The sequence below is a fragment of the Streptomyces mesophilus genome (assembly GCF_040300965.1).
In the GTDB taxonomy this organism is placed as follows: domain Bacteria; phylum Actinomycetota; class Actinomycetes; order Streptomycetales; family Streptomycetaceae; genus Streptomyces; species Streptomyces mesophilus_A.
In genome coordinates this window covers 37,613-62,950 of the sequence record NZ_JBEPEW010000010.1, presented here as the reverse complement: position 1 = coordinate 62,950, position 25,338 = coordinate 37,613, and the positions used below count along the sequence as shown (strand labels likewise).

The following is a 25,338-nucleotide window of genomic DNA, read 5'->3' as shown; positions in this document are numbered from 1 at the left end:
GCATGCAAGCCCCCGCCGTACCCGAAGAGCTGCCCGAAGATCCCCCTCCCTTCCCGGAGCGGGACGTGACCGGCACCGCCGCCGCAGAGCAGGCCGCGCGCAGTCTGCAGTCGCTCCCCGAGGAGCTCGCGGCCCGGCTGCCGCAGCTGCTCGAGGCCATGGTGTCCGTGGGCAGCGGGCTCGATCTGCACTCCACGCTCGACCGCATCGCGGAGACGGCGGCCAGTCTGACCGGCGCCAAGTACGCGGCAATCGGCGTGATCAACGACAAGGGTGACGGGCTCGCCGACTTCATCACGTACGGCATTCCGCAGGAGCACCGGGAGCTGATCGGCGCCCTGCCGGACGGCAGGAGCGGGCTGCTCGGCGCGCTGATCAAGGATCCGGCGACGGTACGGCTCGACGATCTCAGCCAGGACCCGCGCTCCATGGGCTTCCCGCCGCACCACCCCCCGATGCGGACCTTCCTCGGCGTACCGATCCGGGTGGGCGGCGAGGTCTTCGGCAATCTCTATCTGACCGAGAAGCGGGGCGGCGGCAGTTTCAGCATCTACGACCTGCACATGGTCAAGGTGCTGGCGACCGAGGCCGGGATCCAGATCGGCAATGCGCGCCTTTACGAGGCGACCCGGCAGCGCGAGCGGTGGATCGACGGATCGGTGGCGGTCACCACGGCGCTCCTGTCCGGCGCCGACGCCGATGAATCGCTGACCGTCGTCGCCGAGCAGGCGCGCAAGCTCGCCAATGCCTCGGCCGCGTTCGTGCTGCTCACCGCCGAGGAAGGCGGCCTGGAGATCGTGGCCGAGTCCACCGAGAGCGGGCCCTCGTCCGCACTCGGGCTGCTGGTGCCGCCCGAATCGCCCGTCGTCGATCTGGTGCTCTCGGGCGAACCGGTCTTCATCGACGACGCCGCCACCGACGGCCGGCTGATCACCAAGCTGTCCCGGGCCTACGGCCCCACCATGTTCCTTCCGCTGGAGAGCGGCGGCCGGGTGCTCGGCGTGCTCGCCGCGCCGCGGGTCGGGGGCGCGCAGCCGTACACCGAGGCCGAGAAGACCCTCGCGGTGCAGTTCGCCGCGCAGGCCGCGCTCGCGCTCATGATGGCGGAGGCGCAGCGAGACCGGGAGCGGCTCGCAGTCTTCGAGGACCGTGACCGTATCGCCCGTGACCTGCACGATCTGGTGATCCAGCGGCTGTTCGCCACCGGGATGATGCTGGAGAGCGCACAGCGCAGGTCGGTGGTGCCCGAGGTGCAGACCGGCGTCGGCAAGGCGATCGACGAGCTCGACGTCACCATCCAGGAGATCCGTACCGCGATCTTCGCGTTGCAGCAGGGGCCCGCGGAGGCGCCGTCCGGGCTGCGGACCCGGGTGCTCCGGGAGATCAACATGGCTGCGGTGCCGCTGGGGTTCAAGCCCTCGCACCGCTTCCTCGGGCCGGTGGACACGGTGGTCGGCGAGCTGACCGGCAAGAACCTGATCGCCGCGCTGCGCGAGGCGCTGTCCAATGCCTTCCGGCATGCCCAGGCCGGGCAGATCGAGGTCGTGGTCGACGCGGGCGCCCAGCTGCCGGACGGCCGGGAAGGCGTACGGCTGACGGTGGCCGACGACGGGGTCGGGATTCCGGAGGGCGGCCGGCGCAGTGGCCTGAAGAACCTCAAGCGACGGGCCGAGTCCCTCGGCGGCGACAGCTGGTACGGGCCGGGGATCGGGGACGACGGGGCCGGGACGATGGTGGTGTGGCAGGCGCCGCACTGATGCGGGGGCCGTACTGAGACGGCTTTGGTTTCACGTGAAACATGCGGGGCGGTCATGGTCCGGCCGTCGCGCATGGCCACTGTTCGGCTCAACTGCCCGACCCCATATGGGGCAAGGGTCACCCCTGTGCCCTGTTCGTACGGGCGTGGCGTCAACCGGCGGGTGACGATCCGTGCATGGTCCTGATGCCGCGTCGCCTTCCGCCCGTACTCCTTGCCGGGACGCTGCTGCTCGCGCTCGCCGCGCCCTCGGCCTCCTCCGACTCGGGGGAGGACGGCCCGGGCGGGCACGGCCACGGTCCCGGTACGGGCGGCAAGGTGGCGCGGCTGCTCGAGAACGCGGCGAAGGCGACACAGGAGTACGAGAAGGGGCGCCGGGCCGCCGAGACCCAGCGCAAGAAGGCCGAGCGCCTGGAGGGTGTGCTCGCCCGGCAGCGTCTGGAACTGAAGCGTCTGAACGCCGAGTTGGGGCGGATCGCGCGAGGTCAGTACCGCAGCGGCGGCGGCATCCCGTACACCGCACAGCTGCTGCTCGCCGACGATCCGGACGAGCTGATGCGCGGTCAGCGGCTCGCCCTGCAGGCCAATCTGGCCATGAACCATCTGATCGACAAGACCCAGCGGGCCGCCCGCAGGGTCGACGAGGACCGGCAGCGGGCGGCGGCCGCCTGGCACTCCCTCGACGCGCGCAGGGTCCGGCTCGCCGCGTTGAAGAGCGGGATCGAGAAGAAGCTCGAGGACGCCCGGTGGACGCTGCAGGGCGAGGCGGACGCCCAGGTCGCGGCGGGCGCCTGCCGCGGTGCGGTACGGCTCGACCAGCCCTCACTGCCGCAGGGCCGCGCCTGGGTCGCGCCGGTCGAGACGTATGAACTCTCCGCCGGCTTCGGTGGCAGCGGCGACCGCTGGGCCCACCGGCACACCGGGCAGGACTTCGCCGTCGGCATCGGGGAGCCGGTGCGGGCGATCGGCGCCGGGCGGGTGGTGAAGGTGTCCTGCGGGGGCGGCTTCGGGATGGAGGTCCTGGTCCAGCACCCCGGCGGCTACTACTCGCAGTACGCCCATCTCGCCTCCGCCGCCGTCGACCAGGGCGACAAGGTGCGCACGGGTCAGTGGCTCGGGCAGGCCGGCACGACGGGCAACTCGACCGGGCCGCATCTGCACTTCGAGGTGCGGCTCACTCCGTATCTGGGATCGGGGGTCGATCCCAGGAAATGGCTGGCCGAGCGGGGTGTGAAGCTCTGACCTCGATGAAGGTCAGCCGCGGGCTTCGGCGATGAGCTGCTCGATGATCACGGCCACGCCGTCGTCGTTGTTGGCGACCGTACGGCCCCAGGCGGCGGCGACGACGTCCGGGTGGGCGTTGCCCATCGCATAGCCGCGGCCGGCCCAGCTCAGCATCTCGACGTCGTTCGGCATATCGCCGAAGGCCACGACCTCCTCGGCGCTGATGCCGCGCTCCGCGCAGCACAGCGCGAGCGTGCTGGCCTTGGAGACACCCGCGGCGCTGATCTCGAGCAGCGCGGTGGGGCTTGAGCGGGTGACCTCGGCGCGCGCTCCGACGGCGCTGCGCGCGAGGGTGAGGAACTCGTCGGGGGCCAGCTCGCCGTGGTGGGCGAGGAGCTTGAGCACCGGCTGGTCGGCCAGGTCGAAGTCCTCGGCGAGCAGCTTCTCGACCGGGGCGATGGTGATGATCGGGTCCATGTGCAGCGGCGGATAGGCGAGTTCATGGCAGATACCGCCGGTGCGCTCGATGGCGAACGAGGTGCCGGGGACCGCCGCGCGCAGCACCTGGATGACGTCCAGGGCCCTCTCGCGCTCCATCGATCGCAGCTTCACGAAGCGGTGCTGCCCGGGGCCGCCGTGCAGATCGACCACCGCCGCGCCGTTTCCGCAGATCGCCAGGCCGTGGCCGTGCACATGGTCGCTGACGACATCCATCCAGCGGGCCGGGCGGCCGGTGACGAAGAAGACCTCAATCCCGGCCTCCTCGGCGGCGGCGAGCGCCGCGACCGTACGCGGGGAGACGGACTTGTCGTCCCGCAGCAGCGTGCCGTCCAGATCCGTGGCGATCAGCCGGGGGCGGGGGTGGGCGGGCACGGGGTGCTGGTCTGCTGCGGAGGTCGTCACAACGGCATTGTTCCGCATATGCCCGAGCGCCGGGTTGCCGGGTGCACATCTGAGTGGGGACGAGCCCCGGTGAGTGGCTTTCTGTCCCACCGGGGCTCTGGGGTAAGGCAGTTGAGGGTGTCTGGGCTGAGACCTACAGGTCAGGGCTGAGGGGGTCAGGACCTGCACGGCTCAGGACCTACAGGCTCAGGAGCTCAGTCGGGCGGCCGCTTCCTTCGCGATCTGCTCGTAGCCCTGCTCGTCGGCGGCGAACACCGAGTCCGCGATCGGCATATGGATCACCAGCTCGGTGAAGCCGAGAGCGGCATACGGCCGGGCGAACTCGACGAAGGCGTCGACCGAGCGCAGCGGGTGGGCGTCGGCGGCATGGGTGTCCGGGTTGAACTCCGGGGTGAAGCCCGTGAGCAGGATCTTGTCCAGGCCGGCCACGTCCCTGCCCTGCTCCGCGCAGGCCTTGCCGAGCTTGGCGACCTGGGCGGCCACGGCCTCGACGGACTGCTCGGGGGTGCCGGCCTCGTACACCTTCGGGTCGCCGGTGGTCACCCAGGCCTGGCCGTGCTGGGCCGCGAGCCGCAGCCCGCGCGGGCCGGTGGCCGCGACGGCGAGGGGCAGGCGCGGGGACTGGGCGCAGCCGGGCAGATTGCGCGCCTCGGTCGCCGAGTAGAACGTGCCCTCGCTGGTGACCTCCGCCGGCTCGCTGAGGAGCCGGTCGAGCAGTGCCACGAACTCGGCGAACCGGTCCGCCCGCTCCTTCGGCGTCCACTGCTCCTCGCCCGGCTTCTTGAGCGTGGTGGCGTCGAAGCCGTTGCCGCCCGCGCCGATGCCGAGGGTGATCCGGCCGCCGGAGATGTCGTCGAGGGAGATCAGCTCCTTGGCGAGCGTGACGGGGTGCCGGAAGTTCGGCGAGGTCACGAGGGTGCCCAGGCGCAGGGTGCTCGTCGCCGTGGCGGCGGCGGTGAGCGTGGGAATCGCGCCGAACCAGGGGCCGTCGCGGAAGGTCCGCCAGGCGAGGTGGTCATAGGTGTACGCGGCGTGGAAACCGAGCTCCTCGGCGCGCTGCCACTTGTCGCGGCCGCCGTTGTGCCAAGGGGTGGTGGGGAGGATGACGGTGCTGAGGCGCATGCGGTCAGCGTACGTCGGGGGTGCCGGCGTGCGTCGAGGTGCGGGTTCGGGTGGCGCTGCGGGCAGGGCCCGGGAGCTTCCCCCGGACCCCTGTTCCGCAGTGCGCCTTGCGGGCGCTCGGCCTCAGCCGCCGGACGGGCCGGCCTCGAGCGCCGACGCGGCCGACTTCTCGAGGCGGCCTGCCCGGTCCAGAGCCTTGGACCGGGCCGCCGTGTGGGCGTCCCCGAGTGCCCCGTACTCCTGTGCCGCGCGGGAGAACAGGTCCACCGCGTCGCCGAGCAGGCTCATGTCCGGGGACTGCTCCTGCTCGTTCCTCGCGCTGTTCTCGCCGTCGCCGTCGCCGTCGCCGTCGCCGTCGCCGTCGCCGTCGCCGTCGCCGTCGTCCTCGTCGCGGTCGCGGTCGCCGTCGTCTTCGTACTCGTACTCGTCCAGGAATGCGGCAAGCATTTCCGCGTACTGGTCGAGGGTCTGCGCGCGTTCGTAGCGCAGGTCCGGGTCCTGTGCGCCGTCCAGCACGGCGAGTGCGCGGTCCATCAGCGGACGGGCGAGTGCGAGGCTCTCGGCGCTCGCGTACTCGAGGTCGTCCATCCCGTCGGCCCAGAAACGGCGCCACGCCAGCGACCGCAGCACCCGCACCTCGCCCGCCCGGTCACCGCCCTCGCGCCACAACTCCAGGGCCCGGCCGTAGGCCGCGTCCGCCGCGTCCTCCAGGCCCGCACGTGCCAGGCACTCGGCCGCGCCATGGGCGAACTGTGCCTGGGGCAGCGGGTCGTCCCAGTCCTTGGCGACCTCGGCGGCCCCCAGGAACTGCTCGGCCGCGGCCCGCGGATCGTTCAGCTCGCGCAGCAGCTCGGCCAGCATGGAGCGCGCCTGCGCTTCGGCCTGCGGGCCCTGGCGTACGAGATCCGCGAGCGCGGACTGCAGCACCTCCGCCGCCTCCGGGACACGGCCTTGTGCCCGGTACGCCCGGGCGAGCAGCCGGCGCGCGTGGGCGCCGCCGTCCGCCTCGAGGCCGGCCTGGTCGAACCAGTGCGCCGCGTCCAGGGCATGCTCGGCCGCCTCGGCCGGCCGGTCGCGCCGCATCAGCACGTCCGCAAGGACCAGCCGTACGGTCCCCTGCTGCTCCGGGTCGGTCAGCTCGGCGCCGGCGTCGAGTGCCGCACGGGCCGAGGCCTCGGCCTCCTCCGGCCGGTCGAGGGAGAGCAGCAGACCGGCCCGCCGGACGAGCGGCTCGGCCGCGTCCCAGGGGCGGCCCGCGGCACGGAAGCGGGCGGCTGCCGAGGCGAGCAGCGGTTCGGCCGCAGTGATGTCCTCGTCGGCCAGGGCGAGTTGGGCGAGCGTCGTCTCCGCCTCGGCGGCGAGGTCGGCGAGGTCGGTGAAGTCAGTGAGGTCGGCGAGGTCGGTCCCGTCGGTACGCTCCCCGGTCTCCGCGACGAACGCCCGCAGTTCGGATACGTACACGGGGTCGGCCCCCTCAGCTTGTCCACCGGGGTCGACCCCGTCGGCATCGGCCCCGCTGTCCCGCCCCGACGCCGCCCGCTCCCGCAGCTGTGCCTCGATCCGGATCCGTATCAGCGCAGCCGAGGCAATCCGCCGCGACCGCCAGGGATCCGCGGGATCCAGCGACTCGGCGGCCTCTGCGGCCACGGCCAGCTGCTCCCGTACGGACTCGGGCGCCTCACCCGTCAAGGCGGTGTGCACGGCGAGATGCAGCTCGGCCAGAGCGGCCCGCGCCGCCTGTCCGGCGGACCGGTACGCAGCGGAGCAGGCACGCAGCAGCGCGCCCGCGTCCTCGGCACCGTTCTCGGCGGCCGTCACCGCTCGGTGCTCGAGAAGTTCGGCGACCAGGACCGGATCGGCCGGCTCCTGCGCACCGACGGCCTCGGCCACCCGCTCCCACGCGAGCCGGGCACCGGGGTGGCGCCGGTCACGCAAGGTCCGGGCCTCCTCGACAAGTTCGGCCGGCCCGGAGGACGCTGCGGAGCTCCGGCCGGCCCCCTGCGCACCGACCCCGGCCACCGCACCAGCCCTGCCGGACCCGGCCACCGCACCAGCCCTGCCCACCCCACCAGAACGCGTCACCCCACCAGAACGCGTCACCTCACCAGAACCCGCCACCCCCAAGAGCCGCCCACTGCGGATGCCCAGCGGCAGCGCATCCGTCAGCGGCTCCCGCGCCGCGCGCTCCTCGAAACGGTCGGAGATATACGTGTTCCCGTTGCGCAGATCGAAGCGCTCGGCGATCGCACGCGCCTGCCGGTACAGCAGGTCGTACAGCTCGCCCACCGTGCGCTCGGCGCCGCCGTGCCGTATCGCCGCCAGATCGGAGTGCCCCAGCTCCTTCAGCCGTCGCAGCAGCACCAGGATGCCGCCGTTCAGGGAGAGTTGGGCGTCCGCGTCCGCCAGCGGTCCGAGGTGGGCGGCGTGCTCGGTGAGGATCTCCAGACCGCGCGGCTCATTGCCGGTCAGGGCGCAGAACTCGATGTGCTGACCGATGGTCCGCAGCAGACTGTCGTTGCCCCGCGCGAGGCGGTAGCCCTTCAGGTGGTGGGTGCGGGCCTCGGCGAAGCGGCCCAGGCGGAGCAGGGGCAGCAGGGAGTGCCCGAGCACCCGGTGCGGCTCCTCACGGCAGGCCGAGCTGCCGCTCGTCACCGGCCGCCAGACGTCCAAGGCCTTCTCGTCCTGTCCGCGGGTGGCCCAGTAGCGGCCCTGCGTACCGAGCTCGCAGGCGTGGCAGTTGCTCATGCGGTCGCGCCGGGCCGCCATCCAGCCGGCCACGGCACGGTCGGCGCGCTCCAGGTCGCCGGTCGACTCGGCGAGATAGAACTCGCTCTGCCGTACGGCCCGTTCACTGTGCCCGGCCAGCCGGTAGCGGCGCTCCATCTCCTGGAACCAGGTTTCGACATCGGCGATCGCGACCTCGGGCAGGTCGATGATGTCGCCGGTCACCCACTTGAACGACCAGAACAGACTGTGGGTCTGCCAGCTCTCGAACGCACCGGGGTCGCGGTCGTACTCCTGCAGCAGCCGGGAGAACGGCACGAGCGCCTTGGTCCGCTCCGAGCTCCATGTGTACGCGTCGACCAGCGCGAAGAGCGCCTGGCGAAGGACGGCCGCGTCCCCCGACCGCTCGGCGGCAGCGGACAGCTCCTCTGCGCGGGCGGAGCGGGCCGTGCCGTACGGAGTGCCGTTGTTCTGGTGGATCGCCCGCTGGATGTCCTGCGGATCCGAGAGGTTCACTGCGAACCCTCCCCTTTCTCGGCCGCGCTGTGGGTCGCCCACTCCAGGAGCCCCAGGAACGACCGGTTGAGCAGTGTCGTATCGGCGGGCCGCAGCGGGCGCTGCGACATCAGCAGGGCCTGGCCGTACAGCGACTCGATCGCCATGCCGGTCAGCTCCGCGTCCGGGAGTGCCGAAATCCGCCTGATCAGCGCATTGTTGTGGTTCAGGACGAGCCGGGCGCGCGGCGCCGAGCCGCGCAGCGAGCCGAGGATGCTGCTCCACAGCGCATCGCCGCTCGCCTGCGCGCCCTCCTGGGCGCTCGCCCGGTCGCGCTCATGGCGGGCCTGCCGGTCGTCGAGGAACAGCGCCGGCACGGCCACCGGCTGGAAGGCGCGCAGCGCCACATCGCAGTCGAGCGCGTCCAGTCGGGCCCGCGCCGTCGCCAGGAACGGGGCGAGGGCCAGCTCGGTGGAGACCTCGACCGTGTCGAGGCGGTCGGTGACGGCGCCCGCGTCCAGTTCGGTGACGCTCACACCCGGCCGGATCCCGGGCAGCAGGGCGAGCAGCTCGGCGTCGTACGTATAGCCCGCATTGATCACGCCGAGGCCGTGCGCCGCCGCGATCGGGGCGATCTGGCGGAACTCCTCGACGGTGCGCGTGAAGTGGATCTGCTGGTGCGCCGCCGTGAACTCGTCCAGGTTCGCGGTGCCGTCGCTGGTCTCGAACGGCAGCCAGGGCAGCATGAGTTCGAGCAGTTCGGGATCGTGCCGCGCCAGGGACTTCACGCCCAGGTGGTGCACCTGGAGGAAGGCGGAGAGGCGCTGCGGATCGCCGACGGCGAGGCCTGCCAACCACTCCCGTACGCGGCCGCCGAGCGCTTCCCGTACGGCTTCGAGGGTCTCGTCGTCGTAGAGGCTCTCGCGCGAGGCGGTCGGGCGCAGGGTGTCGGTGTCGAGCACGGCGCGCACGAAGAAGGCCCAGTCCGGCAGCAGATTGTCCGCGCGGTCCGTGAGCAGCATGCCCTTCAGGTGCACGCGGTGGCCGGCGCGATGCGCGGGGCTGGTCGGCTCCGGCAGCACGTACGCCACCCCGCGGACGCCCGCGACCGGCAGATCGAGGTCGATGGAGTCGAGCGGCGTGAAGCCGAAGGTCCTGGTGCAGTGCCCGGCGAGCGCGACGCGGCGGGCGGCCGGGGACGGGAAGCCGCGGTCCCAGACGGCCGGCAGTTCGGTGATCCGCCGCTGCGCCGAGCCGTCGCTGAAGACGATGTCGTACGGGAGCAACGCACCGAAGTCCCGGGCCAGTTCCTCCACACGGGCCGGGGCGGTCCACTCCTCGGCGCCCCGACGCGGCTCCAGGTACACCGTGGTGCCGGGCTCGGTCCTGGCGTCATCGGGCAGGACGCGCACGGTGTACGAGCCGTCGTCCGATGCCAGCCACTCCACGGGCGGGGCCTCGGGGGAACGCGCGGACCGGGTGACCACCCGGATCCGGTGCGCGACCACGAAGCAGGCGAGCAGTCCGATCCCGAACTGCCCCAGGAACTCCTGTCGCGCGCTCTGAAGACCTTCGGCACCGCCGCGCTTGGAGCTGCGCCCGATCGTGGCGAGCAGGGTGTGCACCTCGGCCTCGGTCAGACCGATGCCGCTGTCCTCCATGGCCACCCGGCCGCCGCTCGCGGTCAGTTGGATCCGCTGCGGTGCGTCAGCGTCCGCGGCCCGGCGGGCGGTCACGGCGTCTACCGCGTTCTGCAGCAGCTCCCGTACGTAGACCCGAGGGCTCGAGTACAGGTGGTGGGAGAGCAGATCGACCAGGCCGCGCAGATCGACCTGGAAGGTGTCGGGGGAGGTCGGCGGACTGCCGGTCTCGGCGGACGTCATGGGTGATCACCTCGCGTGTGCGCATGGACGGATGGCGACCGCGAGGCCCCCCCTCACAGATCGCGAAGACGGGTGAAGCGTAGAGCCCGGGACTGACATCGAGCTCGGCAATTTCCCTCCACCCTCTGTTGAAATTCCAATCTACGGAATACATTTTCCGCGATGTGGTGACGGGGGTGCTCATCTCGCAATGAATCGGGCATCGGGTCGACCCCCGGCGAACAGAAGAGGGGAGTCCCGTGCACAGCAGCGCTTCGCCGGTCCGTAAGGCCGCGGCCGAACTCATCGGCACCGCGGCCCTGGTGGCCGTCGTCGTCGGTTCCGGACTGCAGGCCGCCCGCCTCACGGAGGACACCGGGGTCCAGCTCCTGGCCAACTCCCTTGCCTCGGCGATCGGACTCGGGCTGCTCATCGCGCTGTTCGGGCCGGTCTCGGGCGGACAGCTCAATCCGGTGGTGACGCTGTCGGCCTGGTGGCTGGGCCGGCGCGACGGCAGCGGACCCGGCTCGCGCGAAGCGCTCGCGTACGTCGCGGCGCAGACGGTGGGCGCGGTCGCCGGTGCGCTGCTCGCGGAGGCGATGTTCGGGCGCGCGGAGGTCGTGTGGTCCACGCAGGAGCGCATCGGGGACCGGCTGCTGCTCGGTGAGGTCGTCGCCACCGCGGGTCTTGTGCTGTTGATCTGCGGGCTGAGCAGGATCGGGCGTACGCAGCTCGCGCCGGTCGCGGTGGCCGCGTATATCGCCGCCGCGATCTGGTTCACGTCATCCGGCTCGTTCGCCAATCCGGCGGCGACGGTCGGGCGGGCGTTCACCGACTCGTTCACCGGGATCTCCCCCGGTTCGCTGCCGGGCTTCATCGCGGCCCAACTGGCCGGTGGCGCGCTGGGCCTTGCCCTGGCCGCGGTCCTTTACGGGAAGCCGGCGGGCCGGGGCGGCGGGATCAGCCCTGAAAGCGCAGATACTGCGGCGGTACGGATGCCGTGAGCCACACCCCGTTCGCGCTGACCTTGAAGACATGGCCGTCGCGGTGCATCGCGCCCGCGTCCACGGAGAGGATCACGGGGCGGCCGCGGCGGGCGCCGACGCGTGTGGCGGTTTCGCGGTCGGCCGAGAGATGGACGTCATGGCGGGCCATCGCGCTCAGGCCGTGGGCGCGGATCGCGTCCAGATTGCGGGCGACGGTGCCGTGGTAGAGGTACGGCGGCGGTGCGGCGGGCGGCAGGTCCAGGTCGACCTGGACGGTGTGGCCCTGGCTGGCGCGGATCCGGCCGCTGTCGACGGCGAACCGCCTCTTGTCGTTGTGCGCGACCACATGTTCCAGCTCGGCCCGGCTGAACACGAATCCGTGCGCGGCCGCGGCGGCGATCAGGGTGTCGATCTCGACCCAGCCGTTGGCGTCGAGCGTGAGGCCGATCCGGTCCGGCTGGTGGCGCAGGTGCTTGGAGAGGTATTTGGAGACGCGTACGGTCCGCCTCTCGTCGGGTGTTCTGTCAGTCATCGTCACAGAATGCCCGGAGGTCTTCGGGATGCGCATCAGGTTTTCCCGAGTCCAGATCCATGTGGCCCGTAATTCCCGGAAATTTAAGGAGAGTTAGGCATGATCCACAGGTAACCCGGGTTATCCACAGGCTGATTGAGGATTATGTGGACAACTCTCAGGCATCTCAGGGCACTTGATCAACTGCCGGTGTCTCACTCCGCTTTGCGGCCAAGGCGTCCAAAGTCCGTGCATGCACCTCGCGTTCGGCGGCCGTGGCGATGAATACGGAGATGCCTTCCGCGCCAACCAGACTCCGCACCACGTCGATTGTGTGGACGGGGAGCGCCACCGGAACGTCGCCCGAGTGGGTGGGCGGCGGCAGCGCGGCACCCAGATGCTGCTGCAGATGACGGGTCGCGAACGTGCGCATGGCGCGGGCGAGTTCGGCGTCCACTGTCTGCTGGGCGAGCGGCCGGAGTCTGCGGACGAGTGCGGCCGCTTCGGCCGCGTCCGCGTCCGTGGGCGGCTGATGTTCGAGGTAGCGCTGGAAGACATGCTCGGTCGTGAACTCCAGGAAACGGGAGGCTATGTGCTCCACCTGGACCCGCAACTCCCGCAGATGCCCGGCGATCGCGTGCAGCGGCACCCCCGCCGCGTGCAATTCGGCCGCCACTGCCAGCTCTTGAGGACTCGGCACAAGGAACTCGTCGTCCCGGCCCGGAATCCTTTCCAGTACGCCGAGTTCGACCGCTTCCTCGACCGCGGCCTCATCCGGTTCTCCGCCGAACTTCAGGTCAAGATCGGCGCGGCTGATCCGGTCGGCCTTCTCGTCCGTCCAGGGGCCGTCGACCTCGGCCACCAGACCGAGCACCCCGCCCAGGCCCCGGCCGGAGTCCCAGGCCTCGAGGAGTTCCTTGATCGACGCCAAGGTGTAGCCGCGGTCCAGGAGATCGGCTATCTGCCGCAGCCGGGCGAGATGGGCGTCCCCGTACACATTGGACCGCCCCCTGCGCTCCGGGCGGGGGAGCAGGCCGCGGTCCTGGTAGGCGCGGATCGTACGGACCGTGGCGCCGCTGTGGTGGGCGAGGTCCTCGATCCGGTACTCGGCCCGGTGCCCCGTGCCCGTCGTCTGCTCCGCCACGCTCCCCGCCCTCTCCTCAGCGCCGCGCACCCGGCGCGCTCACCGTTCCGCGCACCGGCTTGCGCTCCGGTCCGCTCACCGGCTTGCTCTCCGGTCTGCTCACCGGCGTACCCCTCATGCGATGGCCGACCGCCCGATCGCCCCCGCCGCGGCGCGCGCCGCCGGGGATACGGCCAGATACTCCACCGCTGTGCGCAGGGAGCCCTCCTGCGAGGGATGGTACGTCCGCCGCAGATAGCGGGGTACGGCCGCGCCGATCTCCTTCCAGGTGGGCAGCAGCCCTTTGCGTACGGCCCGGTTGTGCTCGCGCAGCGAGTACCTGAGCCGGCCGGCGGACCTGGGGATCCTCCGCGGCCCGGCGTCGCCCGTGCCCGTGCCCGTGCCCGAAGAGCTCAACGAGGGATCGTGCCGCAGCAGATACGCGGCACCCCACACCCAGAGGTAGAGCATCACCGGCGCGGTCACCGCCATGCCGGCGATGCGCCGCGTGTAGCGGGGCAGTCCTTCGCCGCCGCAGTGCTGGTACATGTCGAAGGCGACCGAGCGGTGCTCGACCTCCTCCGCGCCGTGCCAGCGCAGCAGATCGAGCATCACCGGATCCGAGCCCGCCTCGTCAAGGCCGTCCGCGTCCAGCACCCAGTTGCCCAGGACCGCGGTGAACTGCTCGATCGCCGCGATCACCGCAAGGCGGAAACGCAGCCACTCCTGGGCGGATATCGGTGCGCCCAGTGGCGGGCGCTCGCCGAGCAGCCGGTCGAAGAGCAGATCCACGTAGCGCGTGTACGGCTCCGTCTCAAGGCCCTTGACCGCGAGGTGGTCGAGCACGTGCGCGTGCTGCACGCTGTGCGTCGCCTCCTGGCCCATGAAGCCCTTGACGTCCTTCAGGAGCACCGGGTCCCCGACCAGCGGGAGCGCCTCCTTGAACACCTTCACGAACCAGCGCTCGCCCGCCGGAAGCAGCAGATGCAGCACATTGATGACATGGGTGGCCGTCGGCTCGTCCGGTATCCAGTGCAGCGGGGTGGACTCCCAGTCGAACGAGACCCGGCGCGGCACGATCGCGTAGTGGCCCTCCCCCTCGCTCATACCGGCGGCTCCAAGCGTGCGATGGCCCGCAGTGCCTTGGGCGTGAAGCGGGACAGCAGATGGGCGCCGCGCGCCTCCGGGGTCACGGGCACCACCGCCTGGTTGGTGAGCACCGCGTTCAGGATGGCGTCGGCCACCTTCTCCGGCGGGTAGTTGCGCAGCCCGTACAGCCGCGAGGTGCGCCTCTGCCGGCGCTTCTCCTCGGCGGCGTCGACCCCGGCGAAGCGGGCGGTCGCGGTGATGTCGGTGTTCACGAAGCCCGGGCAGATCGCGGAGACTCCGATGCCCTGGCCTGCCAGTTCGGCGCGCAGGCACTCGCTGAGCATCAGGACCGCGGCCTTCGACGTCGAGTACGCGGGCAGCGCCCTCGAGGGCTGATACGCCGCCGCGGACGCCGTGTTGACGATATGGCCGCCCTGTCCGCGCTCGGCCATCTGTCCGCCGAAGATCCGGCAACCGTGGATCACACCCCACAGATTGACGTCGAGGACCTTCTTCCAGTCCTCGCTCGTGGTGGCGAAGAACGAGCCGGACAGGCCGATCCCCGCATTGTTGACCAGCACATCGACAACGCCGTACTCCGAGGCGACCTTCTTGGCCAGCTTCTCCATGGCGGCCTCGTCCGAGACGTCGAGCTGCTCGCCCCAGGCCTCGGGCGCGCCGATCAGACCCGCCAACTCGGCGGTACGGGCGGCGCCTTCACCATTGCGGTCCACCGCGACCACGCGTGCCCTGGACTCGGCGAACGCGAAGGCCGTGGCGCGCCCGATCCCGCTCGCCGCGCCCGTGACCAGGACGAGCTGGCCGGCGAACCGCTCGGCGTAGGCGTGGGCGCGCTTGGTCCGCTTGGCGGGCACGGCGGCCACCGTCGGCGCGGGGGTCTCCACCGATGTCACGAACTCGCCGATCCACGCCGCAAGTTGATCCGGCCGGGTCCGCGGCACCCAGTGCTTGGCCGCCACCGTCCTGCGTGTCAGCCGCGGTACCCACTGCTCGAGATCGTCGTAGAGCTTCGGCGACAGGAACATGTCCCCGGTCGGCGTGATCAGCTGCACCGGCGCGTGCGCATGGGCGTCGGCCCGCGGCCGGCGCAGCCGCGCCCGTACGTTGTCCCGGTAGAGCCACGCGCCGTGGGCGGCGTCACTCGGCAGCGAAGGCGTGGGGTAGCCGCCGGCCGGCACCTTCTCCACCCGCGCGAGCAGCCGCGGCCACTGCTTGCCGAGCGGTCCGCGCCAGGCGAGCTCCGGCAGTACGGGGGTGTGCAGCATGTACACGTACCAGGACTTGGCGCCCTGGCCGAGGAGCTGGCCGACCTTGCGCGGGGTCGGACGGGTCATCCGCTTCTTGATCCAGTGCCCGAAGTGGTCGAGCGACGGGCCGGATATCGAGGTGAAGGACGCCACCCTGCCCTGCGTACGCTCCACCGTCGCGAACTCCCAGGACTGCACCGAGCCCCAGTCGTGCCCCACCAGGTGCACGGGCTCGTCCGGGCTCACCGCGTCGGCGACGGCCAGGAAGTCATCGGTCAGCTTCTCCAGGGTGAAGCCGCCGCGCAGCGGGGTCGGTGCCGTGGACCTTCCGTGGCCCCGTACGTCGTAGAGCACCACATGCAACCCGCACTGCTCGGCGAGCCGTACGGCGACCTCCGACCAGACCTCCTTGGAGTCCGGATATCCGTGCACCAGGAACACGGTCGGCCGGTCCGTCTCGCCCAGCTCGGCGACGCACAGCTCCACGCCCCCGGTCCGCACCCAGCGCTCGCGTGCACCCTTCAACAGTCCGCTCCCACCCATGAATTGACTCCCGCTCTTCCCGCGTCCGCCGTTCGTGCTCACGCCGCCTTCTCCCGCTCCCACCGCTGTACGTGCGGCAGCTCGTCGTCCAGCCAGAACGCGCTCTCGGCCGGGTCCTTGGAGTCCGTCACGACGAGGAGCTCCTCGAACTTCGCGCCCGTGCCCCGGAAGCCGAGGTGCGGTTCGACCGCCCAGAGCCCCGGCTGCGGCGGGTGGTCGGAGAACTTGTACGGCGACCACAGCGGCGACCAGCCGTCCCGGTGCCCGTGCAGCGCATCGCTCGCGAGGCCCCTGAGGGACTGCGTGCCGAAGCCGAACACATGCGGCGAGAAGCGCCGCTCCTTGACCTGGTCCACCTTGTGCGCGATCACGCCGAACGGGTAGGCGCGATGCCGGTTCGCGTATCCCTGCTGCCGCATCAGGCGCTCCACGTCCTCGTAGATCTCCCGCAGCGGGCGCCGTTCGCGCACCTCGCGCAGGATCAGCTCGCGGTGCGCTTCGAGGTCGTCGAGCAGCTTGCCGTGCAGCGGGTTCGGGCCGAGGCAGCCGGAGTAACCGATGTCCGCCGTATAGCCGTTGAGGACGGGTGCCATGTCGAGGATGTACGGCATCCCCGGCTCGAGCGCGCGGTTGGTCGGGAAGAACTGCAGCGGGATCTTGAACCCGGTGAAGGCCGTACGGTCCCCGAACCAGGCGAAGGGCAGATGGAACCAGTCCCGCACCCCGCGCTCCCGCAGCCACACCCGCTGCATCCGGGCGGCCTCGCGCTCGGTCACCCCGGGGGTGAGCTGGGCGGACACCGCCTCGGCGCACTCGTACGCGAGCGCCTGCACCTCCTTGAACCCCCGCAACCGCCCGTCGAGTTCAACCACTGAGCCCATGCCACCCCGCCCCGTCCGTCCGGTCGTGCATTTCGCGTGCTCTACGTGTCCGTAACTTGACACTGATGAATGTGACAATGTCCGACGGCGACGTCAAGGGGCGTGCACGGGCTGTGGATAACTTCGCCGGACAGGGCCCAACGGCCCGTATCGGCGAGGCATTTGGGCACCTGTGCCCCACGTATGGGCCGGATAAGTTCCGGCTATGCACACGCGCCGTCTCACCCGTCTCTCCTGCTCCGCAGCCGTATTCGCGGGAATCCTGCTCACTTCCTGCGGTACGGAGAAGGCGGCGGGGGGTGCGACGGCGGCCACGCAGGCCCCGGCTTCGGAGCAGACCGAGAAGAGGCTCGGCGCTCCGAACGGCATCGAGAAGCTCTCCGGCGCGGAGGCGATGCAGCGCTCCCGCGAGGCGATGGCCGACCTGAAGTCCTTCCAGAGGGTCTACACCCCGGCACGCCCGGCCGAGGCGGCGCCAAGCGTCGTCGCGCGGTCGGACCTGAAGAACGGCTGCTCGATCACCTACGACGTGGGGGACACCGGCACCATGGATGTGCGCGTCGGTGAGCGGGGCATCTACATGCGCGGAGACGAGAAGTCCCTCACGCAGCAGCAGGGCCCCGAGGCGGCCGAGCGCTTCCAGGGCAAGTGGATCCTGGACTCGCAGCCCGACCCCATGAGGTATGTGCAGATGCTCCAGCCCTGTGACTTCCAGGGCTTCAGCCTCGAGAACACGAAGGACGCCCCGGGGACCACGTACAAGAAGGGTGAGACCACCGAGATCGACGGGTTCCCCGTGCTGCCCCTCGAGGTGACAGAGGACGGCAAGGGCACCCAGACGATGTACCTGGCCCTGCAGGGCAAGCCGTACCTGGTGCGCACTTCGGGTCCGGAATCCGCCCAGGACCTGAGCCACTTCGACGAGGACCTCACCATCGACCTGCCGCGCGAGGACGAGGTCGTTCCGCTCGCGGAGGTCGAGGCGTTCCTCGGCGGCGGGGCCCCCACCGGCTGACCCCCGGAGCGGAACGGCACCTACCCAAAGTCGGACCCCTACGGGCCCGTACACCCCAAGTCGGATACGGAGACAGGAGCAGGGTCTGACGCCGGAGGTGACCCGCGCCACTACCTTCGGAATGTGACTGTGATCGCGACCGAAAGCCTGAGCAAGCGGTTCCCCCGGGTGACCGCTCTTGACCGGCTCTCCATGGACATCGGCCCGGGTGTGACCGGACTCGTCGGTGCCAACGGAGCCGGCAAGTCCACGTTGATCAAGATTCTTCTTGGTCTGTCCCCCGCCACCGAGGGCCAAGCCGCCGTGCTCGGTCTGGACGTCGCGACCAAGGGGGGCGAGATCCGCGAGCGGGTCGGGTACATGCCCGAGCACGACTGCCTGCCGCCGGACGTCTCGGCCACCGAGTTCGTCGTCCACATGGCCCGGATGTCGGGACTGCCGCCGGCCGCGGCGCGCGAGCGCACGGCCGACACCCTTCGCCACGTCGGCCTGTACGAGGAGCGCTACCGCCCCATCGGCGGCTACTCGACCGGTATGAAGCAGCGGGTCAAGCTGGCCCAAGCCCTCGTCCACGACCCCGACCTGGTCTTCCTCGACGAGCCCACCAACGGCCTCGACCCCGTCGGCCGCGACGAGATGCTGGGCCTGATCCGCCGCGTCCACACGGACTTCGGCATCTCCGTCCTCGTGACGAGCCACCTGCTCGGCGAACTGGAGCGCACCTGCGACCACGTCGTCGTCATCGACGGCGGCAAGCTGCTCCGCTCCAGCTCCACCAGCGACTACACGCAGACGATGGGCACCATCGCGGTCGAGGTCACCGACACCGACGCCCACCCCGACGGCACCAAGGCGGTACGCGAAGCGCTCGCCGCCCGCGGGGTCACCCTCCAGACCACGACGGAGGAGGGCCTGCCCGGCGCCGGCCACATCCTTCTTCTCGAAGCGACCGGCGAGGACACCTACGACCTCGTACGGGACACCGTCGCCGAACTCGGCCTCGGCCTCGTGCGGATGGAACAGCGCAGGCACCACATCTCCGAGGTGTTCAAGGACGGCCCCGCGCAGGCCCGGATCGGCGAGCCCGCGGAGGTGGAAGCCCGATGAGTACCCCAAGCCCGATGAGTGCCGGCACCCCGGCGCAGAGCGCGCAGACCCAGATCCACAACATCGGCTACCGCAAGTACGACGGACAGCGCCTCGGCCGCGCGTACGCCCGCCGCTCGCTCTACTCGCAGTCCCTGCGCGGCGCGTACGGCCTCGGGCGCAGCGCGAAGTCCAAGGTCACGCCGATGATCCTGTTCGCCGTGATGTGCGTGCCGGCGGCGATCATCGTGGCGGTCGCCGTCGCGACGAACGCGACCAAGCTGCCGATCGAGTACACCCGCTACGCGATCGTCACGCAGGCGATCATCGGCCTCTATCTGGCCGCCCAGGCACCGCAGTCGGTCTCGCGCGACCTGCGCTTCAAGACCGTGCCGCTGTACTTCTCGCGCCCCATCGAACGCGTCGACTACGTGGTCGCCAAGTTCGCCGCCATGGCCACGGCGCTGCTCATCCTCACCGGGGCGCCGGTGATCGTCCTCTATGTGGGCTCGCTGCTCGCGAAGATGGACTTCACGACCCAGACCAAGGGATTCGCCCAGGGGATGGTCTCCGTGCTGCTGCTCTCGCTGCTCTTCGCGGGGATCGGCCTGGTGATGGCCGCCCTGACCCCGCGCCGCGGTTTCGGCGTCGCCGCCGTGATCGCCGTACTGACGATCTCGTACGGGGCCGTCTCCACCGTCCAGGCCATCGCCGACGCGCAGGGTTCGTGGGACGCGGTCGAGTGGCTGGGCCTGTTCTCGCCGATCACGCTGATCGACGGTGTGCAGACCGCCTTCCTCGGCGCGACCTCCGCCTTCCCGGGCGAGCACGGACCGGGTGCCGGGCTCGGCGTCGTCTACCTCCTGGTCGTCTTCGCGCTGATCGCCGGCTCGTACGGAGCCCTGATGCGCCGCTACCGAAAGGCCGGGCTGTAGAACCATGGCCACCATCGAAATCGACCACACCAGCCGCTGGTTCGGCAATGTCGTCGCCGTCAACGACGTGACGATGACCATCGGCCCGGGCGTCACCGGTCTGCTCGGCCCGAACGGCGCCGGCAAGTCCACCCTGATCAACATGATGGGCGGCTTCCTGTCGCCCTCCACCGGCAGCGTCACGCTCGACGGCCGTCCGATCTGGAAGAACGAGGAGATCTACAAGGAGATCGGCCTCGTCCCCGAGCGCGAGGCGATGTACGACTTCCTCACCGGACGCGAATTCGTCGTCGCCAACGCCGAGTTGCACGGTCTCGGCAAGAAGGCCGCCCAACTGGCCCTCGCCACGGTCGAGATGGAGTACGCGCAGGACCGCAAGATCGCCACGTACTCCAAGGGCATGCGCCAGCGCGTGAAGATGGCGTCCGCCCTGGTCCACGACCCGTCGGTGCTGCTGCTCGACGAGCCGTTCAACGGCATGGACCCGCGCCAGCGCATGCACCTCATGGACCTTCTGCGACGGATGGGCAACGAGGGCCGTACGGTCCTGTTCTCCTCCCACATCCTCGAAGAGGTCGAGCAACTCGCCTCGCACATCGAGGTGATCGTGGCCGGACGGCACGCGGCCAGCGGTGACTTCCGCCGGATCCGCCGCCTGATGACGGACCGCCCGCACCGCTACACCGTCCGCTCAAGCGACGACCGCAAGCTCGCGGCCGCGCTGATCGCGGACCCGTCCACCGCGGGCATCGAAGTCGACCTCGGCGAAGGCGCGTTGCTGATCCAGGCCGTCGACTTCGGCCGCTTCACCGAGCTCCTGCCCCGCGTCGCCCGCGACCAGGGCATCCGGCTCCTGACCGTCTCGCCGTCCGACGAGTCGCTCGAATCCGTCTTCTCCTACCTCGTCACGGCCTGAAGGGAGCTACGACCATGTACAACCCCACAGTCGCCCGGCTCACCTACCGGGCCCTGCTCGGCCGCAGGCGCGCGCTCATCCTGTTCTCGTTGCCGGTCCTGCTCATCGCGATCTCGGTCGCGGTACGGGCGCTCACCGGCGCGGACGACCAGGTCGCCGCCGACGTACTCGGCGGCTTCGCGCTCGCCACGATGGTCCCGCTGATCGGCGTCATCGCCGGCACGGGAGCGATCGGCCCGGAGATCGACGACGGCTCGGTCGTCTATCTGCTCTCCAAGCCGGTCAAGCGCCCCACGATCATCTTCACCAAGCTGATCGTCGCGATCGGCGTGACCATGGCGTTCTCGGCCATCCCCACGTTCATCGCGGGCATGATCCTCAACGGCAACGGCCAGCAGGTGGCCGTCGCGTACACCATCGCGGCGCTCGTCGCCTCGATCGCGTACGCGGCCCTCTTCCTGCTCCTGGGCACCATCACCAAGCACGCGGTGGTCTTCGGCCTGGTCTACGCCCTGGTCTGGGAGACCCTCTTCGGCTCCCTCGTCGAGGGCGCCCGCACCCTGAGCGTCCAGCAGTGGGCCCTGGCCCTCGCCGAGAAGGTCGCGGGCAGCGACCTGGTGAAGTCCGACGTGGGCCTGCCGGCCGCGGTCATCCTGCTCGTCGCGGTCACGGGCGCGGCCACCTGGTACGCGGGCCAGAAGCTGCGCACGCTGACGCTGGCGGGCGACGACTAGGCCCTTTCGTATCCTCAACTCGGCTCCGGGACCTACGACTTACGTAGGTCCCGGAGCCGTTCCGTTGCCTGATCCCTTGCGTGGCCCGCGCTCGTAACGTCACTGCCATGCGAATCGGAATCCTCGGAACAGGCAATGTGGGCAAGGCAGTTGCGGCCGGTCTGGCGGCGGCGGGACACGACGTCGTCCTCGGCTCACGCGACCCCGACTCCCACAAGGACCTCGATCTCCCCGTCGTCACCCAGGAAGACGCGGCCGCCCACGGCGAGGTCGTGGTCGACGCGCTCGGCTGGGGCGCGCCCCTCACCACGCTGCCGGCGCTCGCCGGGCACCTCGACGGCAAGGTCCTCATCGACATCAGCATCGACCTCACCCCCGAGATGGACCTGATCCATCCGGACAGCTCGCTCGCCGAGCAGCTCCAGACCGCGCTGCCGGGCACCCGCGTCGTGAAGACCCTCTGCACGGTCGACAGCGCGATCATGGCCGACCCGCTCAAGACGCTGCCCACCCCGACCACGATCTTCCTCTCCGGCGACGACCCGGCCGCGAAATCCACCGTGGGCGCGCTCCTCGAAGACCTCGGCTGGGCTCCCGAGCACCAGCTCGACCTCGGCGGGATCGCCAGCGCCCGCGCCCAGGAGCACATGGCCCTGATGTTCGTGGCCGTGGCCGGAGCGGTCGGCGGCCACGTCTTCAACTTCTCGCTGGTCACCCCGGGCGCCTGACGCGACGCGCGTCCTGATCCGCCGCAGGCGATGATCAAGGGGTGACTGAGGACAGCGCCCCGGCACCGGAACGGTCACCCGAACCGTCCCGGCCCGTGCGGAGCTGGGTGCGCTCCGCACCCGGCACGCACGTATGGCTGCTGATCATCTTCTGCACCAGCATCGTGAGCGTCCTGGCCACGGACGAGCTCCAGACCTATCTGCTGCACCGCAACAGCAGCAATCTCGTCCAGCTCGACAAGCACCCGGTGCAGGCCCTGCTGCTCAGCGCTTTCTGGATCGAGAACCCGGCCTCGCTCCCCCTGTACGTGGTCCTCTTCGAGCTGATCCACGCACGGGTGGAGCGGGCGATCGGAACCCTGCGCTGGGTGGTCGTCGTCGCCACGGCGCATATCGCGGCGACGCTCATCAGCCAGAAGGTGGTCCTTCTGCAGATCCAGCATCATGACGCCCCGCGCCATCTGATCCACGTCGTGGACATCGGTGTCTCGTACGGGCTCGCGGCCTCGGCCGGCATCCTCACGTATCTGCTGCCCGGCCGCTGGAAATGGCTGTACGGCGCCGGCGTCATCGCCTTCTTCACGATCCCGTTGCTGGCGGACGCCACCTTCACGGACCTGGGCCACGCGATCGCCCTGTCCATCGGCTTCGCGTTCTGGCCGCTGACGCGGGGGCGGGCCAGTCATCCGGAGTATGCGCGGTAGTCCCGGGCTGTGGGCGGAAGAGGTGGGGGTCGAACCCACACGGGCAGTCCCCTGCCCCAACACTTTTCGAGAGTGCGGCCGTCGCCTGCTGTCGGCTGGCTCTTCCTTGCTGTTCTTTGCTGTTCTTTGCTGTTCTTTGTGTACGGCGCGGAGGATGCGCGGATCGAACGCGCGCGGGGTTTCCAGCCCCGACGACGGCTTAGCAAGCCGCTGCCTTACCACTCGGCCAATCCTCCAGAGCTGGGCGGGGTGTGGGGGCGCAGCCCCCACGAGCTCCCCGCGATACAGCACCCCCACGTCCACACGCACCGACGAATGGGCGCGGGGGTATGGGGGCGGCAGCCCCCCAAAGTCGGGAGGGGCGGCCCGTGCGGCACCGCGCACGAGAAAGCCGCCCCGGGCTGCTCACAGGGCGGCTGCGACGGAGCGCGGTGAACTACTCCGGAGCCGGGTGCTGTGAACTGCCCTGTCGGGAGCTCGACGAGCTCGAACTGGACATCGTCGTGCTCCTCTCCCAGTAGTCGGGCGCCATGAACAGGCGCTGCGGACATCACCACTGTGCCCGCCCGCGCAGTCGGCGCGCCACTCATTTATCGCGCATCTGTACGGCGGCCAGGCGCAGTTGGGAGCTCACGACCGCCGAGGCGCCGAGCCCTCACGAAGCGCTGCACCGCCGCGCGTCCCACTTTGGGGGCTGCCGCCCCCATACCCCCGCGCCCATCCGCCGGTGCGTGTGGCCGCGGGGGTCCTGTGTCCCGGCGGGCCCGGGGGGGCTGCGCCCCCACACCCCGCCGCCGGTTACCGTTGGTCGTTGGCCGCGCGTTCCTGCCGTGCCTCCTCGGTACGTTCCCCACGCGGAAGGCCCACATGAAGCACCCAGACCACGCAGACCGCCCGGAAGGCCCCGGCACCCCCGAAGCCGGCCTCGCCCCGGCAGCGCAGACGGCCACCTCCTTCGCCGACCTCGAGCTGCCCGCCGAGGTGCTGCGCACCCTCACCGAGCAGGGAGTGCGCGAGCCCTTCCCGATCCAGGCGGCCACGCTGCCCAGCGCCCTCGCGGGCAGCGATGTCCTGGGACGCGGGCGCACGGGATCGGGCAAGACGCTCGCCTTCGGCCTGCCGCTGCTCGTACGGACAGCAGGCCGGCGCGCGGAGCCGAAGCAGCCCCTCGCCCTGATCCTGGTGCCCACCCGGGAGCTGGCCCAGCAGGTCACCACGGCACTCACGCCGTACGCCGAAGCGCTCGGGCTGCGGATGGCCGCGGTCGTCGGCGGTCTGTCGATCGGCCGGCAGATCGCCGCGCTGCGCGAGGGTGCCGAGGTCGTCGTCGCCACCCCCGGCCGGCTGCACGACCTCATCGAGCGCAAGGCCTGCCGCTTGGGACGGGTCCGTGTCACCGTCCTCGACGAGGCCGACCAGATGTGCGACATGGGCTTCCTGCCGCAGGTCACCGAGGCGCTCGACCAGGTGCACCCCGACGGGCAGCGGATGCTGTTCTCGGCCACCTTGGACCGCGACGTCGACGAGCTGGTCCAGCGCTATCTGCACGACCCGGTCGTCCACTCGGTCGACCCGTCCGCCGGCGCGGTCACGACGATGGCCCACCATGTGCTGATCGTCCACGGCCCGGACCGGTACGCCGTCGCCACGGAGATCGCCTCCCGTGACGGCCGCGTCCTGATGTTCCTGGACACCAAGCACTCCGTCGACCTGCTCACCAAGCACCTGAGGGCGCACGGGGTGCACGCCTCGGCCCTGCACAGCGGCAAGTCCCAGCCGGAGCGGAGCAAGACCCTCGACGGGTTCCGGGCCGGCCGGATCACCGCCTTGGTGGCGACCAACGTCGCGGCCCGTGGTCTGCACATCGACGATCTCGACCTGGTGGTCAACGTCGATCCGCCCACCGACCCCAAGGACTATCTGCACCGCGCGGGCCGTACCGCCCGCGCCGGTGCGTCCGGCAGCGTCGTCACCCTGGTCCTGTCCGGTCAGCGCCGCGCCATGAGCGAGCTGACGGCCGAGGCCGGCATCGAGCCGACCGTCACCAAGGTGCGCTCGGGCGAGGCGGAGCTGAGCCGGATCACGGGCGCCAAGGCCCCTTCCGGGAGGCCGCTCGACGGTGCCCCGCGTCCCAAGAACACGAACGCGCCCTTCCGCGGCATGGGCACCAGCAAGGGTGCGTCCGGCGGTACGGGGCGCAGTGGCACTGGCGGTGGCGGTGGCGGCAAGGGTGGCAAGTCCCGGAAGTCGCGCGAGGCGCAGCAGCTCGCCGAGGCGCGCAAGGCCGCCCGGGTCCGGCGCGGCGGCTGACCACCGGCGACGCGTACGGGCTGAAAGACCTACTGGCCCAGCACCCGCAGCAGCACCGCCACATGACTGTGGTCGATGTCCTTCGACGCGGTCAGGAGCGTGACCGGTCCAGCAGCCGCGAGCCCCCGCAGTTCGTCGAGTGCGGCCGCCGCTTCCGGCTCCGCGAGCTCCGCCTCGTACCGCTGCGTGAACTCCTCGAAGGTCCCCGAGCCCGCGTGGTACCACTTCCGCAGCTCCGTCGACGGGGTCAGGCTCTTGGGCCATACGTCGATGCGCGCCGCGTCCTTGGCAAGGCCGCGCGGCCACAGCCGGTCCACCAGGACCCGCTGTCCGTCGGACGGTGAGGGGCCCTCGTAGATCCTGCGGCCGCGAAGGGTCATGAACCGAGCCTACGGGCGGGCAAGCTCAGGCGCCGGGCGGGGA

At 70.8% G+C, this 25,338-nt stretch carries 21 protein-coding genes and 2 tRNA genes; 11 read left to right on the top strand and 12 right to left on the bottom strand.

Annotated elements, in window-relative coordinates; translation table 11 throughout:
* Window positions 1–2 precede the first annotated feature (2 nt).
* Both ABT367_RS06260 and ABT367_RS06255 read left to right on the top strand, forming a co-directional pair.
* The gene (locus tag ABT367_RS06260) at window positions 3–1,757 is read left to right on the top strand and encodes a GAF domain-containing sensor histidine kinase (RefSeq protein ID WP_352250121.1); all 1,755 of its coding nucleotides are present in this window, start codon (window positions 3–5) and stop codon (window positions 1,755–1,757) included.
* 185 nt (window positions 1,758–1,942) lie between these two features.
* Window positions 1,943–2,998, top strand: coding sequence for a M23 family metallopeptidase (locus ABT367_RS06255; RefSeq protein WP_434975410.1), 1,056 nt, complete (start codon window positions 1,943–1,945; stop codon window positions 2,996–2,998).
* A 12-nt stretch (window positions 2,999–3,010) separates the two neighbouring features.
* Here ABT367_RS06255 and ABT367_RS06250 read toward each other — a convergent pair whose 3' ends face one another.
* The 4 genes from ABT367_RS06250 to ABT367_RS06235 all read right to left on the bottom strand — a co-directional run bounded on the left by ABT367_RS06250 (window position 3,011) and on the right by ABT367_RS06235 (window position 10,107).
* Window positions 3,011–3,901 carry a Cof-type HAD-IIB family hydrolase gene (locus tag ABT367_RS06250; protein WP_352250117.1) on the bottom strand — a complete coding sequence of 297 codons (891 nt, stop codon included), beginning with the start codon at window positions 3,899–3,901 and terminating at the stop codon, window positions 3,011–3,013.
* A 168-nt stretch (window positions 3,902–4,069) separates the two neighbouring features.
* Window positions 4,070–5,005 (bottom strand): LLM class flavin-dependent oxidoreductase, encoded by a 936-nt coding sequence (locus ABT367_RS06245; protein ID WP_352250115.1) that lies wholly within the window; start codon window positions 5,003–5,005, stop codon window positions 4,070–4,072.
* Window positions 5,006–5,128: 123 nt separating this feature from the next.
* Complete coding sequence (locus tag ABT367_RS06240) at window positions 5,129–8,245, bottom strand: tetratricopeptide repeat protein (RefSeq protein WP_352250113.1); 3,117 nt, start codon at window positions 8,243–8,245, stop codon at window positions 5,129–5,131.
* Window positions 8,242–10,107 carry an HSP90 family protein gene (locus ABT367_RS06235; RefSeq protein ID WP_352250112.1) on the bottom strand — a complete coding sequence of 622 codons (1,866 nt, stop codon included), beginning with the start codon at window positions 10,105–10,107 and terminating at the stop codon, window positions 8,242–8,244. Before ABT367_RS06235 ends, ABT367_RS06240 begins: the two co-directional genes overlap by 4 nt.
* Before the next feature lie 239 nt (window positions 10,108–10,346).
* On the opposite strand from ABT367_RS06235, the gene ABT367_RS06230 reads away from it, so the two are divergent.
* A complete protein-coding gene (locus tag ABT367_RS06230; RefSeq protein ID WP_352250110.1) occupies window positions 10,347–11,090 on the top strand; it encodes an aquaporin in 744 nt (247 codons plus the stop codon).
* Here ABT367_RS06230 and ABT367_RS06225 read toward each other — a convergent pair.
* The 5 genes from ABT367_RS06225 to ABT367_RS06205 form a co-directional block, all read right to left on the bottom strand.
* Window positions 11,047–11,604, bottom strand: a complete 558-nt coding sequence (locus tag ABT367_RS06225) for an RNA 2'-phosphotransferase (protein WP_352250108.1) — start codon at window positions 11,602–11,604, stop codon at window positions 11,047–11,049. The genes ABT367_RS06230 and ABT367_RS06225 overlap by 44 nt on opposite strands.
* Window positions 11,605–11,770: 166 nt before the next feature.
* Window positions 11,771–12,727 (bottom strand): MerR family transcriptional regulator, encoded by a 957-nt coding sequence (locus ABT367_RS06220; protein ID WP_352250106.1) that lies wholly within the window; start codon window positions 12,725–12,727, stop codon window positions 11,771–11,773.
* Between the two features lie 114 nt (window positions 12,728–12,841).
* Entirely contained in the window at window positions 12,842–13,813 is a 972-nt protein-coding gene (locus ABT367_RS06215) for a metal-dependent hydrolase (RefSeq protein ID WP_352250104.1), read from the bottom strand.
* Entirely contained in the window at window positions 13,810–15,606 is a 1,797-nt protein-coding gene (locus tag ABT367_RS06210; RefSeq protein WP_352250102.1) for an SDR family oxidoreductase, read from the bottom strand. Before ABT367_RS06210 ends, ABT367_RS06215 begins: the two co-directional genes overlap by 4 nt.
* 38 nt (window positions 15,607–15,644) lie before the next feature.
* A complete protein-coding gene (locus ABT367_RS06205) occupies window positions 15,645–16,487 on the bottom strand; it encodes a M24 family metallopeptidase (protein WP_352250100.1) in 843 nt (280 codons plus the stop codon).
* Window positions 16,488–16,692: 205 nt separating this feature from the next.
* On the opposite strand from ABT367_RS06205, the gene ABT367_RS06200 reads away from it, so the two are divergent.
* The 7 genes from ABT367_RS06200 (at window position 16,693) to ABT367_RS06170 (ending at window position 22,605) form a co-directional block, all read left to right on the top strand.
* The gene (locus ABT367_RS06200) at window positions 16,693–17,502 is read left to right on the top strand and encodes a hypothetical protein (protein ID WP_352250098.1); all 810 of its coding nucleotides are present in this window, start codon (window positions 16,693–16,695) and stop codon (window positions 17,500–17,502) included.
* 129 nt (window positions 17,503–17,631) lie between these two features.
* Window positions 17,632–18,609: an ABC transporter ATP-binding protein gene (locus ABT367_RS06195; RefSeq protein ID WP_352250179.1), complete on the top strand. Its 978-nt coding sequence runs from the start codon at window positions 17,632–17,634 to the stop codon at window positions 18,607–18,609.
* Between the two features lie 14 nt (window positions 18,610–18,623).
* Window positions 18,624–19,523 (top strand): ABC transporter permease, encoded by a 900-nt coding sequence (locus ABT367_RS06190; RefSeq protein ID WP_352250096.1) that lies wholly within the window; start codon window positions 18,624–18,626, stop codon window positions 19,521–19,523.
* Window positions 19,524–19,527: 4 nt separating this feature from the next.
* Window positions 19,528–20,439 carry an ABC transporter ATP-binding protein gene (locus tag ABT367_RS06185; protein ID WP_352250094.1) on the top strand — a complete coding sequence of 304 codons (912 nt, stop codon included), beginning with the start codon at window positions 19,528–19,530 and terminating at the stop codon, window positions 20,437–20,439.
* Between the two features lie 14 nt (window positions 20,440–20,453).
* Window positions 20,454–21,173 carry an ABC transporter permease gene (locus ABT367_RS06180; RefSeq protein WP_352250092.1) on the top strand — a complete coding sequence of 240 codons (720 nt, stop codon included), beginning with the start codon at window positions 20,454–20,456 and terminating at the stop codon, window positions 21,171–21,173.
* A gap of 107 nt (window positions 21,174–21,280) precedes the next feature.
* Window positions 21,281–21,901 (top strand): NADPH-dependent F420 reductase, encoded by a 621-nt coding sequence (locus tag ABT367_RS06175; protein ID WP_352250090.1) that lies wholly within the window; start codon window positions 21,281–21,283, stop codon window positions 21,899–21,901.
* Between the two features lie 41 nt (window positions 21,902–21,942).
* Window positions 21,943–22,605 (top strand): rhomboid-like protein, encoded by a 663-nt coding sequence (locus ABT367_RS06170; protein ID WP_352250088.1) that lies wholly within the window; start codon window positions 21,943–21,945, stop codon window positions 22,603–22,605.
* A gap of 14 nt (window positions 22,606–22,619) precedes the next feature.
* Here ABT367_RS06170 and ABT367_RS06165 read toward each other — a convergent pair.
* Together ABT367_RS06165 and ABT367_RS06160 are read right to left on the bottom strand one after the other, a co-directional pair.
* Window positions 22,620–22,711: transfer RNA gene (locus ABT367_RS06165), tRNA-Ser, on the bottom strand.
* Between the two features lie 42 nt (window positions 22,712–22,753).
* Window positions 22,754–22,841 (bottom strand) — tRNA-Ser (locus ABT367_RS06160).
* Window positions 22,842–23,472: 631 nt separating this feature from the next.
* Between ABT367_RS06160 and ABT367_RS06155 the strand changes: the two genes are divergently transcribed.
* On the top strand, window positions 23,473–24,915 hold the full coding sequence (locus ABT367_RS06155; protein ID WP_352250086.1) for a DEAD/DEAH box helicase: 1,443 nt from the start codon (window positions 23,473–23,475) through the stop codon (window positions 24,913–24,915).
* Window positions 24,916–24,944: 29 nt separating this feature from the next.
* Here the strand turns inward: ABT367_RS06155 and ABT367_RS06150 are convergent, their stop codons facing one another.
* The gene (locus ABT367_RS06150; RefSeq protein WP_352250084.1) at window positions 24,945–25,295 is read right to left on the bottom strand and encodes a DUF488 domain-containing protein; all 351 of its coding nucleotides are present in this window, start codon (window positions 25,293–25,295) and stop codon (window positions 24,945–24,947) included.
* Between the last annotated feature and the right edge of the window lie 43 nt (window positions 25,296–25,338).

What these genes read in the sequence shown, in the direction of transcription:
- ABT367_RS06260 (WP_352250121.1), top strand. Translation starts at nt 3, where the DNA reads ATGCAAGCCCCCGCCGTACCCGAAGAGCTGCCCGAAGATCCCCCTCCC.
- ABT367_RS06255 (WP_434975410.1), top strand. Translation starts at nt 1,943, where the DNA reads ATGCCGCGTCGCCTTCCGCCCGTACTCCTTGCCGGGACGCTGCTGCTC.
- ABT367_RS06250 (WP_352250117.1), bottom strand. Translation starts at nt 3,901, where the DNA reads ATGCGGAACAATGCCGTTGTGACGACCTCCGCAGCAGACCAGCACCCC.
- ABT367_RS06245 (WP_352250115.1), bottom strand. Translation starts at nt 5,005, where the DNA reads ATGCGCCTCAGCACCGTCATCCTCCCCACCACCCCTTGGCACAACGGC.
- ABT367_RS06235 (WP_352250112.1), bottom strand. Translation starts at nt 10,107, where the DNA reads ATGACGTCCGCCGAGACCGGCAGTCCGCCGACCTCCCCCGACACCTTC.
- ABT367_RS06225 (WP_352250108.1), bottom strand. Translation starts at nt 11,604, where the DNA reads ATGACTGACAGAACACCCGACGAGAGGCGGACCGTACGCGTCTCCAAA.
- ABT367_RS06215 (WP_352250104.1), bottom strand. Translation starts at nt 13,813, where the DNA reads ATGAGCGAGGGGGAGGGCCACTACGCGATCGTGCCGCGCCGGGTCTCG.
- ABT367_RS06210 (WP_352250102.1), bottom strand. Translation starts at nt 15,606, where the DNA reads ATGGGTGGGAGCGGACTGTTGAAGGGTGCACGCGAGCGCTGGGTGCGG.
- ABT367_RS06205 (WP_352250100.1), bottom strand. Translation starts at nt 16,487, where the DNA reads ATGGGCTCAGTGGTTGAACTCGACGGGCGGTTGCGGGGGTTCAAGGAG.
- ABT367_RS06200 (WP_352250098.1), top strand. Translation starts at nt 16,693, where the DNA reads ATGCACACGCGCCGTCTCACCCGTCTCTCCTGCTCCGCAGCCGTATTC.
- ABT367_RS06190 (WP_352250096.1), top strand. Translation starts at nt 18,624, where the DNA reads ATGAGTGCCGGCACCCCGGCGCAGAGCGCGCAGACCCAGATCCACAAC.
- ABT367_RS06185 (WP_352250094.1), top strand. Translation starts at nt 19,528, where the DNA reads ATGGCCACCATCGAAATCGACCACACCAGCCGCTGGTTCGGCAATGTC.
- ABT367_RS06180 (WP_352250092.1), top strand. Translation starts at nt 20,454, where the DNA reads ATGTACAACCCCACAGTCGCCCGGCTCACCTACCGGGCCCTGCTCGGC.
- ABT367_RS06175 (WP_352250090.1), top strand. Translation starts at nt 21,281, where the DNA reads ATGCGAATCGGAATCCTCGGAACAGGCAATGTGGGCAAGGCAGTTGCG.
- ABT367_RS06155 (WP_352250086.1), top strand. Translation starts at nt 23,473, where the DNA reads ATGAAGCACCCAGACCACGCAGACCGCCCGGAAGGCCCCGGCACCCCC.
- ABT367_RS06150 (WP_352250084.1), bottom strand. Translation starts at nt 25,295, where the DNA reads ATGACCCTTCGCGGCCGCAGGATCTACGAGGGCCCCTCACCGTCCGAC.